13 protein-coding genes and 1 pseudogene are annotated in these 16,058 nt (G+C 62.3%); 6 read left to right on the forward strand and 8 right to left on the reverse strand.

The window, feature by feature from the left end; genetic code table 11:
* Positions 1-83: 83 nt before the first annotated feature.
* From ACEN42_RS41725 to ACEN42_RS41745, 5 genes are all read left to right on the forward strand, one after another.
* Positions 84-1,118 (forward strand): ABC transporter substrate-binding protein, encoded by a 1,035-nt coding sequence (locus ACEN42_RS41725; protein WP_371884180.1) that lies wholly within the window; start codon positions 84-86, stop codon positions 1,116-1,118.
* Between the two features lie 84 nt (positions 1,119-1,202).
* On the forward strand, positions 1,203-2,678 hold the full coding sequence (locus tag ACEN42_RS41730) for an ATP-binding cassette domain-containing protein (RefSeq protein WP_371884181.1): 1,476 nt from the start codon (positions 1,203-1,205) through the stop codon (positions 2,676-2,678).
* Complete coding sequence (locus tag ACEN42_RS41735; protein WP_371884182.1) at positions 2,675-3,628, forward strand: ABC transporter permease; 954 nt, start codon at positions 2,675-2,677, stop codon at positions 3,626-3,628. Before ACEN42_RS41730 ends, ACEN42_RS41735 begins: the two co-directional genes overlap by 4 nt.
* On the forward strand, positions 3,625-4,587 hold the full coding sequence (locus ACEN42_RS41740) for an ABC transporter permease (protein ID WP_371884183.1): 963 nt from the start codon (positions 3,625-3,627) through the stop codon (positions 4,585-4,587). The genes ACEN42_RS41735 and ACEN42_RS41740 overlap by 4 nt, the downstream gene beginning before the upstream one ends.
* 69 nt (positions 4,588-4,656) lie before the next feature.
* The gene (locus ACEN42_RS41745) at positions 4,657-5,499 is read left to right on the forward strand and encodes a GntR family transcriptional regulator (protein WP_371884184.1); all 843 of its coding nucleotides are present in this window, start codon (positions 4,657-4,659) and stop codon (positions 5,497-5,499) included.
* Between the two features lie 62 nt (positions 5,500-5,561).
* On the opposite strand, the pseudogene ppc reads toward ACEN42_RS41745, so the two are convergent.
* The 8 genes and pseudogenes from ppc to ACEN42_RS41785 form a co-directional block, all read right to left on the reverse strand.
* Positions 5,562-8,354: pseudogene (gene ppc / locus ACEN42_RS41750) on the reverse strand (phosphoenolpyruvate carboxylase); the annotation flags it as partial.
* Positions 8,355-8,714: 360 nt separating this feature from the next.
* Complete coding sequence (locus ACEN42_RS41755; protein ID WP_371884185.1) at positions 8,715-8,951, reverse strand: hypothetical protein; 237 nt, start codon at positions 8,949-8,951, stop codon at positions 8,715-8,717.
* Between the two features lie 28 nt (positions 8,952-8,979).
* Positions 8,980-10,020, reverse strand: coding sequence for a Gfo/Idh/MocA family protein (locus tag ACEN42_RS41760; RefSeq protein WP_371884186.1), 1,041 nt, complete (start codon positions 10,018-10,020; stop codon positions 8,980-8,982).
* Complete coding sequence (locus ACEN42_RS41765; RefSeq protein WP_371884187.1) at positions 9,992-10,843, reverse strand: sugar phosphate isomerase/epimerase family protein; 852 nt, start codon at positions 10,841-10,843, stop codon at positions 9,992-9,994. The genes ACEN42_RS41760 and ACEN42_RS41765 overlap by 29 nt, the downstream gene beginning before the upstream one ends.
* Positions 10,758-11,177, reverse strand: coding sequence for a Dabb family protein (locus tag ACEN42_RS41770; protein WP_371884188.1), 420 nt, complete (start codon positions 11,175-11,177; stop codon positions 10,758-10,760). Before ACEN42_RS41770 ends, ACEN42_RS41765 begins: the two co-directional genes overlap by 86 nt.
* Positions 11,178-11,179: 2 nt before the next feature.
* Entirely contained in the window at positions 11,180-12,349 is a 1,170-nt protein-coding gene (locus tag ACEN42_RS41775) for a dihydrodipicolinate synthase family protein (RefSeq protein WP_371884189.1), read from the reverse strand.
* An 8-nt stretch (positions 12,350-12,357) separates the two neighbouring features.
* Positions 12,358-13,137, reverse strand: coding sequence for a 3-ketoacyl-ACP reductase (locus tag ACEN42_RS41780; RefSeq protein WP_371884190.1), 780 nt, complete (start codon positions 13,135-13,137; stop codon positions 12,358-12,360).
* Positions 13,134-14,279, reverse strand: coding sequence for an acyl-CoA dehydrogenase family protein (locus ACEN42_RS41785; protein ID WP_371884191.1), 1,146 nt, complete (start codon positions 14,277-14,279; stop codon positions 13,134-13,136). The genes ACEN42_RS41780 and ACEN42_RS41785 overlap by 4 nt, the downstream gene beginning before the upstream one ends.
* Before the next feature lie 201 nt (positions 14,280-14,480).
* On the opposite strand from ACEN42_RS41785, the gene ACEN42_RS41790 reads away from it, so the two are divergent.
* Positions 14,481-16,025 (forward strand): acyl CoA:acetate/3-ketoacid CoA transferase, encoded by a 1,545-nt coding sequence (locus ACEN42_RS41790; RefSeq protein ID WP_371884192.1) that lies wholly within the window; start codon positions 14,481-14,483, stop codon positions 16,023-16,025.
* Positions 16,026-16,058 lie beyond the last annotated feature (33 nt).

Raw genomic sequence — 16,058 nt, forward strand, 5'->3', positions numbered from 1 at the left:
ACCATAGTCGGGCCGCATTCAGACGGTCAAGTGCGGCAGCCCAGAAACGACCGTTCAATCAAGATCAGATTCAGGAGACGACCTTGGCATCCACTTCCCTTCGTGTTGCAAGAATCGCCGTGCTCGCGCTTGTCGCGGCTAGTGCAGCGGCATCCGCAGCCGTCGCGACCGGCGATACATCGAAAGACAAGATCGCGCTGTCGAACAGCTATGCGGGCAACACGTTCCGCCAGCAGCAGTTGAAGAGCTGGGCCGAAGTCGCGAAAGAGGCGAAGAAAGCCGGTCTGGTAGCCGATGCTCCCGCCTTCACCACCGCCGAGAATCAGGCCACGGAACAGGCGCAGCAGATCCAGAACCTCGTGCTGCAAGGCTATAAGGCGATCGTCATCAACGCGGCATCACCGACGGCGCTCAATGGCTCCATCAAGCAGGCGTGCGCGGCGGGCGTGGTGGTCGTCTCGTTCGATGGCATCGTCACCGAACCGTGCGCGTATCGCATCGCGGCGGACTTTCACAAGATGGGCGCGGAGCAGGTCGATTTTCTCGCGAAGCAACTGGGCGGCAAAGGCAATCTGCTCGAGGTTCGCGGGCTTGCAGGCGTGTCGGTGGATGATGATATCCATCAGGGTATCGTCGATGAAATTAAGAAGTATCCGGGCATGAAGATCGTCGGCTCGGTCTATGGTCAATGGACGCAGACAGTCGCGCAGAAGGAAGTGGCGGGCATTTTGCCGTCGCTGCCGCAAGTGGATGGCGTCGTCACGCAAGGCGGCGATGGTTACGGCGTCGCGCAGGCGTTCCGTGCGGCGGGGCGCAAGGTGCCGACCATCATCCTTGGCAATCGCCAGGAAGAACTCGCGTGGTGGAAGCAGCAGGGCACCGGCACGTACAAGACTATGTCGATTGCCGCCGATCCGGGTTCGTCGACGTTCGCGTTTTGGGCCGCGCAGCAGATTCTCGCGGGCAACAAGCTGCCGCACGACATGTCGCTGCCGACACTTACGGTCACGCCGGAGTCGCTGAACACGGTGTTGCCGAAGACCGCGCCGGGCACGGTCGCGAGTAACGTGTTCTCGCGCGAGCAGGTCGTCGATATGGTGCAGGGCGCGAAGAAGTAAGCGCATCCAACGCGCGGCCTGTGCTTGCTGAAGCGCGGGTCGCTTCTCAAGGGTCTCAAGCGGATGAACCATTCCGAGAGCACGATGCTGGACGCGCCCCCACTCAACATGCCTTCGCCGACGCTTCTGTCGATACGCAAGCTCGCCGTATCGTTCGGCGCGGTGCGCGCGTTGCAGGACGCCGATTTCGATTTCGCGGCTGGCGAATGCGTCGCCATTGCGGGGCACAACGGCGCGGGCAAGTCAACACTGATGTCGGTCCTGTCCGGCGCGCGGCGCGCAGGCGATGGCGTCATCGAAATGGATGGCGAACGACATGCAAACGGTTTCGAAGCATCGACGGCACGCGCGCTGGGCATTCGATGCGTGTTCCAGGAATTGTCGCTCTGTCCGAATCTGACCATCGAAGAGAACATGCGCGCGGTGCATCCGCAATTGCGCGGCTACGGATGGCGCTTGCGGGCGCGGCAGATTATCGAAGCCGAACTCGATGCCATCTTTCCGGGCCACGGTTTGCGCGGCGCGGATATCGTCGGCGATTTGTCATTGACGCAGCAGCAGATGGTCGAAATCGCGCGAGGTTTCGCCAAAGTCGATGCACCCGTGCGCCTCGTGATTCTCGATGAACCGACCTCCAGTCTCGACCGTTACACTGCGCAGCAGTTGCTTTCGCACATACGCGCGTGCGCGGCGAAGGGCATAACCTGCATTCTGATCACGCACATGCTCGAAGAGATGCTACACAGCGCCGACCGTGTGATGGTCATGCGCGATGGCAGGATCGTGTCGACGCTGCCTGCCTTGAATCTGGAAAAAGAACACATCATTCGGGCGATGGGGCAGTTCACGGAAGCAGCCGAGCCTGTCGCTCAGAAACGTGCAGATAAAAAGCAAGCGGCCGCGGCGTTCAAATGGTCCGTCGGCCCGCGCGCACGTACGACGATCGAAGCGGCGCGCGGAAGCATCGTCGGGTTTGCGGGACTTGCAGGCCAGGGTCAAACCGATGCCTTGCTCGCCATCTACGCTCAAGCACGGAAACGCGGCTCGAATCAAGCCGTGGCCTTCGTCGCAGGCGACCGCCGCGCTGATGGCATCTTCGCGGACTGGAGCATCGCGGAGAACTTCGATATCCGCTCGCTCTACGATCGGCAAAGCAAGACGTGGATCGACCGCAAGAACCTGCGCGCGTTGTTCGATACATGGAAGACGCGCATCACCATCCGCGGCGCGGGTCCGGTCGATCCAATCCTCACGCTGTCAGGCGGCAATCAGCAAAAGGTGCTATTTGCCCGAGCACTCGCATCGGATGCCGAACTCGTCCTGATGGACGATCCGATGCGCGGCGTGGACATCGGCACGAAGCTCGAAATCTATACGCTGCTGCAAGCCGAAGCCGCGAAGGGCCGCACGTTCCTCTGGTACACGACCGAAAACGACGAATTCGCCTACTGCGACAAGACCTACGTGTTCCGCTCGGGCCACGTCACGCGCGTGCTCGATGCCAGCGAATGCACCGAAGACACTTTGCTCGCCGCCAGTTTCGATGAGGTTCCCGCATGAGCACGCTTTCCACGACGCGCGTGAAGCGCAGCTTCGATTTACGCGCCGCGCTGCCGATCGTTTCACTGCTGGCCGTGCTGATTCCGATGGCCGTCATCCAGCCAAACACGCTCAGCTACTTCGGCATGGTGATGCTGCTGAATCTCGGCGTGCCGATCGTCCTCGCGACGCTATCGCAGCTCGCGGTCATCACCGCCAACGAACTCGACTTGTCGATCGGCTCGTTCGTGAGCCTGGTGGCGTGCATCGGCGCGACGCTGCTGGTGAAGACGCCGTGGCTCGGCATCCTCGCGCTGGCGGGGTGCGTCGTGCTGTATGCGCTGGTCGGCGCGCTAATCGAGTACCGGCGCATCTCGTCGGTGGTGATGACGCTAGGCCTGTCGTTCATCTGGAACGGGCTGGCGGTGCTCTTGCTGCCGTCGCCGGGCGGCACGAGTCCCGACTGGCTTTCCACGCTAATGGGCTTCAAGTCGCCGGTGATTCCCGCGCCGCTCGTGTGGACGGCAGGTATCGCCATCGTCGCGCATCTTTTGCTGATGCGTTCATCGGCGGGCGTCGCGTTGCGCGGCGTCGGCGGCAATCCGCAGGCCATGCGCCGCTTTGGCTGGTCGATCATCCGCTCGAAGGCGCTGCTGTTCGGCTGCGCGGGACTGTTCGGCGTGTTCTCGGGACTGTCGCTGCTCGGCCTGACGACGTCGGCGGATGCGAATATCGCGTTGCGCTACACGCTGCTGTCCGTCGCGGGCGTGATTCTCGGCGGCGGCGAGTTCGTCGGCGGACGCGTGTCGGCCTGGGGCGCGGTGCTCGGCGCAATTACGCTGACGCTGGCGTCATCGTTCCTGTCGTTCTTACAGATCGCGCCGGAATGGCAGATCGGTCTGCAAGGGCTGATCCTGATTCTCGTGCTGTCGCTGCGGCTCGTGTTCCGCAATCGTGGAGGCCGTCAATGAAAGCCATCGAAAACGGATTCATCGCTCGCACACGCGAATTGCCGTGGCTATGGTCGGTCGCGGGCGCGGTAATCGTCGGCATCGCGGCTATGATCGCGTTCGGCGCGTTCACGGCGGGCAACATGTTGTCGGCGGCATCGGCGTTCGTTGTGTTCACGGTGCTCGTCGGGCTCGGGCAGATGCTCGTCGTGACGAGCGGCCCCGGCAACATCGATCTGTCGATACCCGCGACCATCGCGCTCTCCGGCGGCATCGCCATGCGTGTGATGGCGGCGCACGACGGCATGCTGCTCGCGGGCATTGCGGCGGCGGTCGTGGTGGGCGTCGGCATCGGCCTGTTCAATTACCTGCTGATCCGCGCATTGCGCATTCCGCCGATCATCGCAACGTTGTCGTCGAGCTTCGTGTTGCAGTCGATTGCCATCAGCCTCGGACGCGGCAGCGCAGCGCCGCCGCCGATGCTCGAAAACTTCGCGCTCGGTCACGTCGCGGGCGTGTCGAGTCTTGCGTTCGTGGCGTTGCTCGCGACGGCAGTGGTGGCGATCGTGCTATTTCGCCTCGTGCCGGGACGCAGCTTGTCGGCGGTGGGACAGAACGCGCGGGCGGCGAATCTGGCAGGCGTGCGCGTCGAACGTGTGCGCTGTGCGACCTACGTAAGCTGTTCCGTGCTCGTGGCGATTGCGGCGCTGCTGTTGTCATCGTTCTCGGGCGGCGCGACGCTCGACATGGGCGCGGACTACATGCTGCTTTCGGTCGCGGTCGTGGTGATCGGCGGCACGCAGGTGTCGGGCGGCCGCGCGAGCCCGACCGGGGTGTGGGGCGCGGCGTGCTTCCTGTTCCTCATCAATGCGCTGCTGAATGCGAGCGGCGCCGGGGCAGGCGTGCGCGCGGTGGTGTACGGCGCGTTGATCATCGCAGTCACGACCATTGCAGGCGGTTCACCCGCTGCACGCCGCTGATTGTTTTTGACGCCGATCAAACATAGTAGTATGGCGGCAAGCACGACTTTCTTCACCGCAGCGATCACCATGAAAGCCTCGAAAATCGACAACACCATTGCGACCAACGCCGGCAGCGCCGAACTTGCGAGTCCGGCGCGCAAGCGTGCGCGTCGTCGGCTGGGGGGAGGGGATGTAGAAGGCGCGACGCTGCCCGATCTGCGCGCGCAAGTGTCGATGGATTCGCCCGAGCCGATCACGCGTCAAATCTATCGCGCGCTGCGTCAGGCGATTTTCGCGGGCGAGATGGTGCCAGGCACGCCGCTGTCGGAGAAGGAAGTATCGGACATGTTTCATGTGTCGCGTCAGCCGGTGCGCGAGGCGTTCATCAAGCTGGTGGAAGTGGGTGTGCTTCAGGTGCTGCCGCAGCGTGGCACCTTCGTGAAGCGCATTTCGCCGCGTCGCGTGCGCGAAGGGCGCTTCATTCGCGAGGCGATCGAAACCGCTGTGGCACGCAAGGCCGCCGAACACATCACCGATGCTCAACTCAAACTGCTGACCGACAATATCCGCGATCAGCGCGTCGCCGCAAAGGCGAATGATACCGCCGCGTTTCTCGCTCTCGACGAAGCGTTCCACTTCACGATTGCCCAAACCATCGATTGCGGCGCGGCCTGGGAGGCGATCCAGGACATCAAGGCGCAGATGGATCGCGTGCGTTATCTGAGTCTGCCGGACGATTCGCCGCTGGATCACCTCATCAAGCAGCATGCGAAGATTCTTGCCGCGTTGCGCGCGCATGATCCAGTAGCAGCGGAAGACGCGATGCGCGCGCATCTGCGAGAGATTCTGGTCACGCTCGGTCCTATTGCGGCGCGTAATCCGAACTGGTTCGAAGCGGACGAGGCGGAGACGGTGCCCTTGTCTGGCTGAGATGGACGCACGACGACGTTCCGTGAGGGCACAGCGTATTGCTTTGCGAGCGCGGGCGCTGACTAACCCGTATTCCGCAGCCCAGCGGCAACGCCGTTGATCGTCAAGTGAATCCCCCGTCTCAGCCGAACATTTTGATCGCCCGCTCGGTGTCGCTTGAGTAGCTCAACCTGGAGGTGATTGAGCGGATCGAGATACGGGAAGCGGTTCTTGATCGAACGCGCAAGCAGCGGGTTGTCTGCGAGCCGCTCACTTTTCTCGGTGATCTGCGCGAGCATGTCCGATGTGCGCTGATGTTCCGCGACAATGCGATCAAACACAGTCTTCCTGAGGTTTTGGTCGGCGACAAGCCGGGCATAGCGCGACCCAACCGCGAGATCGGTCTTCGCGAGCACCATGTCCATGTTCGACAGTAGGCTCTTGAAGAACGGCCATTTCTTGTGCATCTTGCGCAGCGTCGCGAGGCGCTTCGCGTGTTCTTCGTCGGAGCCGGCCTTGGCGAGATACGCCGTGACCGCGCTGCCGAAGCCGTACCAGCCCGTCAGCAACAAACGGCATTGTCCCCACGAGGAGCCCCACGGAATCGCGCGCAAATCCTCGATCTTGCACTGCTTCGGGTCCTGCAGCTTGCGCGACGCCGGCCGGCTGCCGATGTTCAGCTCCGCGATTTCTGAGATCGGCCTCGACAGGAAGAAGTAGTCGGTGAAACCGGGCGTCTCGTAGACCAGCGCGCGGTATGCGGCCATCGCGGAATCGGAGAGCGTCTGCATCGTCGCTTCGAATTGCGGCAACTGCGCGGGCGCATTCTCGTGCGGCAGCAGCGATGCTTCGAGCGTCGCGGCGACGACCCTCTCCAGATTGCGCCGCCCGATCTCCGCATTGGCGAACTTGCTCGCGACCACTTCGCCTTGCTCGGTCAGACGGATTTGCCCGTCGACGGTGCCGGGCGGCTGCGACAGAATCGCCTGATAGGTCGGGCCGCCGCCGCGTCCGACCGTGCCGCCGCGGCCGTGAAACAGTCGCAGGGTCGTGCCGCGTTCCTTGAAGAGCGTAACCAGCGCCAATTCCGCGCGATACAGCTCCCAGTTCGACGTGAGGAAGCCGCCGTCCTTGTTGCTGTCCGAATAACCGAGCATCACTTCCTGCTCGTTGCCCTGATTTTCGATCAGCTTGTCGATGCCCGGCAGCGCAAAGAATTCGCCCATGATGACCGGCGCATTGCGCAAGTCGGCGATGGTCTCGAAGAGCGGAATCACCATCAGGCCGTCGCGCGGTGAATCGTCTTTAGCGCCCAGATAGCCTTGCAGCACGCCGGTTTCCTTCTGCAGCAGCATCACTTCGAGCAGGTCGCTGACGGTTTCCGTGTGCGAGATGATGTAGTTGCGCACCGCGCGCGCGCCGAACTTCTGACGCGTCTCGCGCGCGGCTTCTAGAACGCCGAGCTCGCTCTTCGCCAGATCGGAATATTGCGCGTAGGGAAGACGCAGCGGACGCGGCTGCGCCAGTTCCTTCAGCAGCACGTCGCGCTTATGCTCTTCGGACAGCGCCGCGTAATCCGCGACGACGCCCGCGCGCGCGAGCAACTCGGTCACGACCGCTTCGTGAATGTCCGAGCTCTGCCGCAAGTCGATGCTCGCGAGATGGAAGCCGAACACTTCGGCGGCTCGCGCGAGCGGCGAAAGGCGCAAGGTCGACATCGACGCGCCGTGATGCTCCGCGAGCGAATCGATCAATACGTGCAGGTCGCGCACGAATTCTGAGGCGTCGGCGTAGGGCTTCGCACGAATCTGCGGCTGGCCGGGGCCCGCGCTGCGCACCGCGACGACGCCTTCGCCGAGCCGCACGCGAGCGCTCGCCGCAAGCCGCGTGTACATGCCGATGAGCGCGCGCCGGTACGGCTCGTCCGTGCGATGCAACGACTGATCCGGCGACGCGTCCGCCAGGGCTTTCAACTTCTTGCTCGAACCGGCCAGTCGATCCGACACGGATAGTTCGGCGCCCAGTTTGTGAACCTGCTCCATATAGTGTTCGAAGATCACCGTCGCCTGACGGGTGATGGCAGTATCAAGCGTTTCGCCGGTGACAAACGGATTACCGTCCCGGTCGCCACCGATCCAGCTTCCCATCTGCAGGAACGCAGGCAAACGTGTCGGAAGGCCGTGTTCGGCGACCGCGCGCTCAATGTCGGCATAAAGCGCGGGGATCTCCTCAAGGAAGGTCACACGATAGAAGGACAGTGCGTTTTCAATTTCATCGGCGACGCTCAGGCGGGTATCGCGCAGCATGCGTGTCTGCCACAGCGACGTCACGCGGGCACGAAGCGCTGCTTCGTTGTGGGCACGTTCCCGTGCGGTCAGTTCCTGGTCGCGCTTGGCGAGCAGACGCGCAATATCATGTTGCGCATCGAGAATGCTTTTGCGGGAGACTTCGGTCGGATGCGCAGTCAGAACAGGCACGATGAGCGCGTCGCCAAAGAATTTCTCCAGCAGCTCGGGCGTCGCGTGAGCGCTTTCGTGCATGCGTTCGAGTGCGTAGGCAATGGTGCCCGGTTGTGCGAGTTCATGAACGCGGCGTCTGCGGTTGTGGTGCCGATCCTCGGCAATGTTCGCGAGGCTTGAGAAATGGCTAAACGCGCGCACGACAGAAACGGTCTGCTCGGGCGATAGCGACTGCAGCTTCCTTTCCAGCGCTTGCGAGGCTTCGGCATTGTCCTCACGACGAACCTTCACGGCAGACTGGCGGATCGCCTCAACCACATCGAACACGGTATCGCCTTCCTGCTCGCGCAACACTTCGCCCAATAGGCGACCGAGAAAGCGAATATCCTCAGCCAGCGGCCTGTCCTTGTCATCGCGCGGGTCGTTTGACGGTGTTTCGCTCTGTTCCGTTAGCTCATGCGACGAAGAGACTCGTGTGTCCATGCTGATTACCGGTGAAGAGGAAAACATTGGCGCGTGACGGCGCGAATCGTGGGAAGACGGCTAACGTCTGTCGCCACGAACGAACCGAGCAGTTGGAGCGCTTTGTGGGCAGGGACGCGGCGATGCCGCATCCTTCAATGAGGATCGCAATGACTTCTTGCTGCCAGCCGCCTCAGCAGACCGATAGCAGTCGCGCTTCGCTCGTCTGCAAGACTTGATCGGGTGGCAGTTGCCACCAGTTATCGCGCAAGAAAATCTCGACTTGTTGCGCGATGGCCAGGAGCCACGCCGATATCATATGGGCAAGAGGTCAGATCGATCCTTCGCTGTTCGAATCGCCTCGTCGAAAGACATGGCGGTCGCTACATGCCGGTGGTTGACGCTGACAAGCCATCCATTGGCCGACAAACACCAGCGAATCTTTCCGCCCTCCAATAGTGCGGAGAACCATCGCCATACAGAGGCGTCCTCCGCATTGGCGCATGCGGCGGCCTGTGCGCGCGCCTCTCGAAGTTCGTGAACGTCGATCATATGTGTCTCGCCTTTTGTCGTGAGCACGCTAGCACCTCGCTTGTCCGAGAATCCGGTCGATGATCAGTTGGTTGCCGAGCGAGTTCTCGAGCGAAAATGCGATTGATTTGCTATGACCCATTAGCACTGAGGCGAAATTCTCCACCATCAACTGATACTGGTCGACCTCGCCGAACTTGATTGTCTCGACTTTTCCGCTAAGATCGGTGCGAATCCTGATGCTGGCCTCGGCGTAGACGCCCGGATTGAACGGCGCATCCACGGAAAGCCAGCCCTTGGAGCCATGGAAAACCATGTGCTGGCGCCGCGCCAGCTGCGTTCCGCAATAGAAGTTCAGGCGAAATCCTGGAAATGTCAGATCGCAAATCGCGAGCTTGTCGGTGCCGTAGCGCGGATCGATCGTGATGTCCGCGCGTACCGAGAGCGGCTCCATGCCAGTCGCGATGCGCGTCGTCACCACCGGATAGACGCCAATGTCCCGCACGCCGCCGCCGCCAAGTGCGAGATCGTTCTTGAGTGCCTTGGGATCGTCGTTGAAGTAGCTGAAGGAGCCTTCGACGAGTTCGAGATTGCCGAGCGATGCATCGGCGATACGTTCACGCACGAATGCCCATTGCGGATGATGCGCAACCATGAACGCCTCGCCGCACAAGCGCCCGGTTGCATCTCGAATCGCGATTAGTTCGCGGACCTGCGAGGCAGTCATTGCGATCGGCTTTTCGCACAACACGTGCTTGCCGGCGAGAAGCGCCTTCTTACACCATCCGAAGTGGCCAGCGGTCGGCAACGGGATGTACACGGCATCGACCGCTTCGTTCACGATGACTTCATCGTAATTCGCGCACGTGCCCGCTATGCCGTGCTTCGTAGCGAATGCTGCGGCACGCTCGCCATCGCGGGCAGCCACGCAGACGACACGGCCATTGCTCGATCGTTGGATTGCCGGCACCACGAAATTGTCAGCGATTCTGGCGGCGCCAAGTACGCCCCATCGGATCAGGTCGCGCATGGTCGCTTCCTTGGGATGTTCAAATGCATGATCAAACCACCGTCTGAAGGCGATCTGCACAGATGCGAAGCACCTCATCCGGATCGCGGCGCCACCAGTTCTCGTTCGAAAATATCTCGACCTCGACCAACCCATCATAGCCGGCACGTTCGACGCTTTCACGCATGGCGGATAGATCAACGACCCCGTCGCCCATCATGCCGCGGTCGAGCAACATGTCGCGGGTTTCGCGCAGCCAGTCGCATGCGTGGTAGGCGAAGATGCGATTGGCCTGTCCCGCCGCCGCGATCGACGATTGCAAGGCCGGATCCCACCAGCAGTGGTAGACGTCGATGGCAACGCCGAGAAAGCCTGAGCGCTCACGATCGAGCGCATCGCAGATGTCCAGCGCCTGCGCCAGTGTGTTGAGCACGGCGCGGTCAGCAGCGTACATCGGATGCAGCGGTTCGAGCGCGAGCGGGACGCCGCAATCGCGCGCCGTTTCAAGCAGCTCCGCAATCCCATCACAGACCTGTGCGCGCGCGCCGCTCAGATCGCGGCTTCCCTCCGGCAAGCCGCCGACCACCATCACGAAGCAGCGTGCGCCGAGTGTCGCGGCGTCGCGTAATGCCGCCTTGTTCTCGTTGACGTTCACAAGGAACTGGGCACGCGTTGCCGCCGGCAAATACGTTGAACGGCAGTAGCCAGTCACGGTCAAGTCGAGCGCCTTGATCTGCTTCGCGATCTGCGCCACGTCCGCTTTCTCCACCTCATGACGCCACGGCGCAATGCCACCAAACCCGGCGCGCGCGATACGATCAATCGTGAGGCTGAGCGCTTCGCGATGACCGAGCGTCGCGGTGTTGATGGAGCACTGGTCGAGTCTTCCCTTCAGGTTTCTCATGATTGTCCAAAGTGATATCGAAGACGAGCAGCCCACGAACGCCGCCTTCCAGCGCTTCGATGAGCCGCGCGCCGATCGCGCGATGCGTCGGATGCGCAAGGTATGCAAAGCACGCGTCGCGACTCTCGAAGTCCATCATGAACCCATCGGCGAAGTCCATGCCGTAACCTTCCGGCGAGACGTTCGGTCCGCACTGGAAGTTCGTGAATGCGATGCCCGGAATCTCCGCCAACCGCCGGATCTGTTCGAAGAAGGCTAGGCGACTCGAAGCCGCCACTTCGCTCCGAAATTTGCATAGAACGATGTGTCGCACTGTCCCCTTTGAGCTGGTCATGATCACTCTCCGCAGCCGAGCGACGCCATGACCTTGCGCACGCGCTCGATCGCGTCTTCCGGATTGCGCAACAGTCCAGCCTGATCGGCTAGGCGGAAAACATCCGCGAGATAGGCAGGTGGGCGCATGCCGTGGTGACCGCCCAGCATGAAGAAGTGGTCCTGGAAGCCGTTTAGGTAAGCGAGGAACACGACGCCGGTCTTGTAGTACTGCGTCGGCGCGCGGAAGATGTGGCGCGATAGCGGCACGGTCGGCGCAAGCAGTGCGTTGAATGTTTCGAGGTTGTTGGCGGCGAGCGCGTCGAGGGCCTGCGATGCGGCCGGCGCAATCGCATCGAAGATGCCGAGCAGCGCGTGCGAAAAGCCTGCTTCATCTCCCGCGATGAGCGACGGATAGTTGAAGTCATCGCCGGTGTACATCTTCACGGTCGACGGAAGTTGACGACGGAAGGCGATTTCCTTGGCGTCGTCGAGCAGCGAGATCTTGATGCCGTCGACGTGATCGGCGCTCGCGCCAATCACGTCGAGACAGACCTGCGCCGCGCTTTCATAGTCTGACACCCCCCAGTAGCCCGCAAGTTCAGGATCGAACATCTCACCGAGCCAGTGCAGGATCACCGGCTGATCGCTCATGGCCAGCACTTCGCGATAGACGCGGCGGTAGTCGTGCGGGGAACGTGCGACACGAGCCAGCGCGCGGCTTGCCATCAGAATGACGCATCCGCCGACGCGTTGTACGGCTTCCAACTGCTCCGCGTAGGCGCGGATCACCTGGTCGCAGTTCGTGATCGAACTGAGCGCAACGTGATCGGTCCCGCAACCGGATGCGATCGACGCGCCAGGAATATCGTGTGTACCTTCGACCGTGCGCGTGATCAACTCGAGTGCGCTGTTCCAGGGTAGACCCATGCCTCGTTGCGCGGTGTCCATCGCTTCAGCAATACCGAGACCCTGCTTGATGAGATACCGGCGGTATTCGAGCGTGCGTTCCCAATCGATGGCAGGCGCGGCGTTCAGTTCGCCCGCGCGAAGCGGATCGGCCACGACGTGTGCGGCCGAGTAAGCGATGCGGTTGAACGGCCGTGCAGGCTCACGAACGTCGAGGGGCGTGCCTTGCAGGCGATAGCTGTCCATCGTACCGAGGGCCGTCGGCAGCTTGATTGTCGGGTTCATTTGCGTGGTCAGTATTTGGTTACGAGGAGGCCGCCGTCGACACGGATAGCCTGTCCGACGCTGTAGGGAAGTCCGCCTGTCGCGAGCGTGCGCACTGCGGTCGCGACTTCCTGAGGCGTGCCCCAACGCTGGATGGCCGTGAGGCCCTGTTCCATCTGGGCGTCGTAGCGCGCACGGGAGGGCGCGGTCATCTCGGTTTCGATCAAGCCGGGCTGCACTTCATAGACGTCGACGCCGTTCTCGGCGAGGCGCAGTGCAAACAACGTGTTCGCCATCGAGAGACCTGCCTTCGACACGCAGTACTCGCCGCGCAAAGGCGACGCGGCGACCGCGTTCGATGACGTGATCGTGATGACGCTCGGATGAGGCGCGACGCTAGCTTGCGCGCGGCCGAGAAAGTGTTTGGCGAACGTCTGGGTCAGAAAGAACGTGCCGCGCGTATTCACAGCGATGCAGCGGTCGAAACTCTCGGGCGTCACGTCAAGCAAATCGCCGCGCGACATCACAGATACGCCCGCGTTGTTCACGAGGCAATCGATCGGGCCACCGAGTCGCGCCTCGATATCGAGCAACGTGACCTGATGCGAGCCGATGTCGGCGAGATCGGAGACGACCGCAATCGCGCGGGCACCGGTCTGTTCGACTTCGGCGACCGCTTGGTCGAGCTCGTCGGATGCCACCGCGTCCGTCAATGCGACATCGAACCCGGCGCGGCCGAGTTCGACCGCAATCGCCCGTCCGATGCCGCGCCGGCTGCCCGTGACGAGTGCAATAGGGCGGCCGCTCATAACTGGGCTCCATTCGCGATCAGGTCGCGGGCGATGATCGTACGCTGGATCTGGTTCGTGCCTTCATAGATCTGCGTGATCTTCGCATCGCGATAGAGCCGCTCAACTTCATAGCCGCGAATGTAGCCGCTACCGCCGAAGATCTGCACGGCATTCGCGCTGTGCTTGACCGCGGTGTCGCCGGCGAAGCACTTGGCCATCGAGCAGGCGATGCTTGCGCGCTCGCCGGCTTCAAGTCGTTCGGCCGCATCGCGCACCAGCAGGCGCGCGGCTTGAATGTCCTTCGCCATGTCAGCGAGCATCCACTGAACGCCCTGGAAATCGGCGATGTGGCTGCCGAACTGCTTGCGGGTCTGCGCATAGTCCAGCGCGGCTTCGAGGCCCGCCTGCGCGATCCCCACGGCGAGCGAAGCAATGCCCACGCGGCCCTTGTCGAGGGCGCTCATCATGATGTGAAAACCGCGGCCTTCTTGGCCGAGCAAGGCGTCATGCGGGAGCTTCACGCGATCAAAATGCAGCTCGCCGACTTGCGATGCGCGCTGGCCCATCTTGTGTTCCTTCGGACCCTTCGCCACGCCCGGCAGATGACAGTCGACGATGAAGATGCTCATGCCGCGCTTGCCGGCTGTCGGGTCGGTGCGTGCGAGCACGAAAGCGAGATCCGCGACGGGCGCGTTGTGGATCCAGAGCTTCGCGCCGCTGAGTTCCCAGCCTTCGGCGGTGCGCGTTGCGGTGGTGCGAATGCCGGACACATCGGTACCCGCGTCCGATTCGGTGATGCAGTAAGCCGGCCGCAATTCGGCGCGCAGCAGCGGTTCCATGTACTTCACACGCTGCTCATCGGAGCCGTGCACGCTGAGCAGCGTGCCGACCAGCTCAAGCAGGCCGCATTGGTCGGCCACCGACGCGTAACCGCGCGACAACTCTTCCATCACGAGCGCGTAAGCAGTGACATCAAGGCCGGCGCCGCCGAATTGCTCCGGCACCGTGATGCCGAACAAGCCGAGTTCGCCCATCTGCTTGTAAATCTCCGCTGGAAAGCGCTCTTCGCGGTCCAGTTCTTCGGCCAGGGGGCGAATCACTTCCTGTGCAAAGCGCCGCGTCGTATCGCGAATCTGCTCGTGGGTTTCCGAGAGTCTCATGCTGTCTCCAATGGTAATCGTCATACCTGATTTTGCGGTGCAACACACCGGCTCAGGTAAACCCGAGCGCTGTGCATTACCCCTTGAATTCAGAGGTTTCGTGTGCCAACATTCGCGACATGTAACCATCTGGTGGGTTATTTAAAACCAACGAGTGGCCGCTGTCAATGGGTTTTGCGGCCGATCAGAACGGAGGATAGAGTGAACAAATGGACGGCGGCTGTCGACGCGGTTGAGCAGATTTTCGACGGCGCGACGATCGCGCTGGCAGGTTCCGGAGGTGGTCTCCTAGAAGCGGACGCGATACTTGCGAAGCTCGAAGAGCGGTTTCTCGCGACCGGCCATCCGCGCGACCTGACGCTCGTGCACGCGCTTGGAATTGGCGACGGAAAAGGCAGCGGACTTGGCCGCTTTGCACACCCGGGAATGGTGAAGCGCGTGATCGGCGGCCATTGGAGCTGGGCGCCCGCAATGCAGAAACTGGCGAAAGAAAATGCGTTCGAGGCGTACAGTTTTCCCGCTGGCGCGATCTCCACGTTGCTGCGGGAAATCGGTGCCGGCCGGCCCGGCCTCATCACGCACGTGGGCCTGCGCACGTTCGTCGATCCGCGTATCGATGGCGGCAAGATCAACGAGCGCGCAACCGAGGACCTGGTGGAGCTGATCGAGCTGGATGGGCGTGAATATCTGCGCTACAAGCCGATCAAGGTGGATTTTGCGGTTCTGCGCGGCTCGTCTGCGGATGAGAGCGGCAATGTCACGCTGCGCCGCGAACCCGCCGATCTCGACGTCTACGCCGCCGCGCTCGCGGCGCACAACTGCAACGGCCGCGTGATCGTGCAAGTGAAAGAGCGCGAGCCCGCGGGCTATGTGCCGGCGCGTCTCGTGCGCATTCCGGGCATCCTCGTTGATGCGCTCGTCGAGACGCCCGAGCAGGTGCAATGCGTCGTATCGGACTACGACCCGACGCTGAGCGGCGAGGCGCTCAGCGCGATCGGCGATGGCTTCTACGAAGTTCCTACAGGCATTCGCCGCATCATCGCCGCTCGCGCAGCGCATGAATTGCACGCCGGACAGTCGGCGAATTTCGGCTTCGGCATTCCCGGCGGCATCCCTGCTTTGCTGGCGGAACAGGGACGGCTCGGCACGTTCTGGGGCTCGGTCGAGCAGGGCATCCACAACGGCGCGATGCTCGACGGTCCGATGTTCGGTACAGCGCGCAATGCTGACGCGATCCTCTCAAGCGTCGATCAGTTTGATTTCTATAGCGGTGGCGGTGTCGACGTCTCGTTCCTCGGCATGGGCGAAATGGACGGCGACGGCAACATCAACGTGTCGAAACTCGGCTCGACGGTGGTGGGGCCGGGCGGCTTCATTGACATCACGCAGGGCGCTCGCAAGATCGTATTTTGCGGCAGCTTCGAAGCGAAGGGTTTGGAAGTCGAGCAAGTGGGTGCGCGATTGAGCATCGTGTCGCCGGGGAGCGTGCCGAAGCTCGTCGAGCGGGTGCAGCACATCACGTTCAGCGGTGAGCAGGCACGCCTCACCGATCAGGAAGTGCTGTATGTGACCGAGCGCGCGGTGTTCCGTCTCGAAACCGACGGCGTGCGCTTGATCGAAGTGGCGGACGGAATCGATGTCGAACGCGATGTCCTCGCGCGCATGGCATTCCGCCCGCTCGTCGATGAAGCATTGCTGGCGCGGACACAACCAGGTGCGTCCCCGGCGCAGGAAAAGGTGGCTTGAACCCACGGCGCGTGGATTGATCCACTCTCCACG

The sequence above is a fragment of the Caballeronia sp. S22 genome, from assembly GCF_964261745.1.
In the GTDB taxonomy this organism is placed as follows: Bacteria; Pseudomonadota; Gammaproteobacteria; order Burkholderiales; family Burkholderiaceae; genus Caballeronia; species Caballeronia jiangsuensis.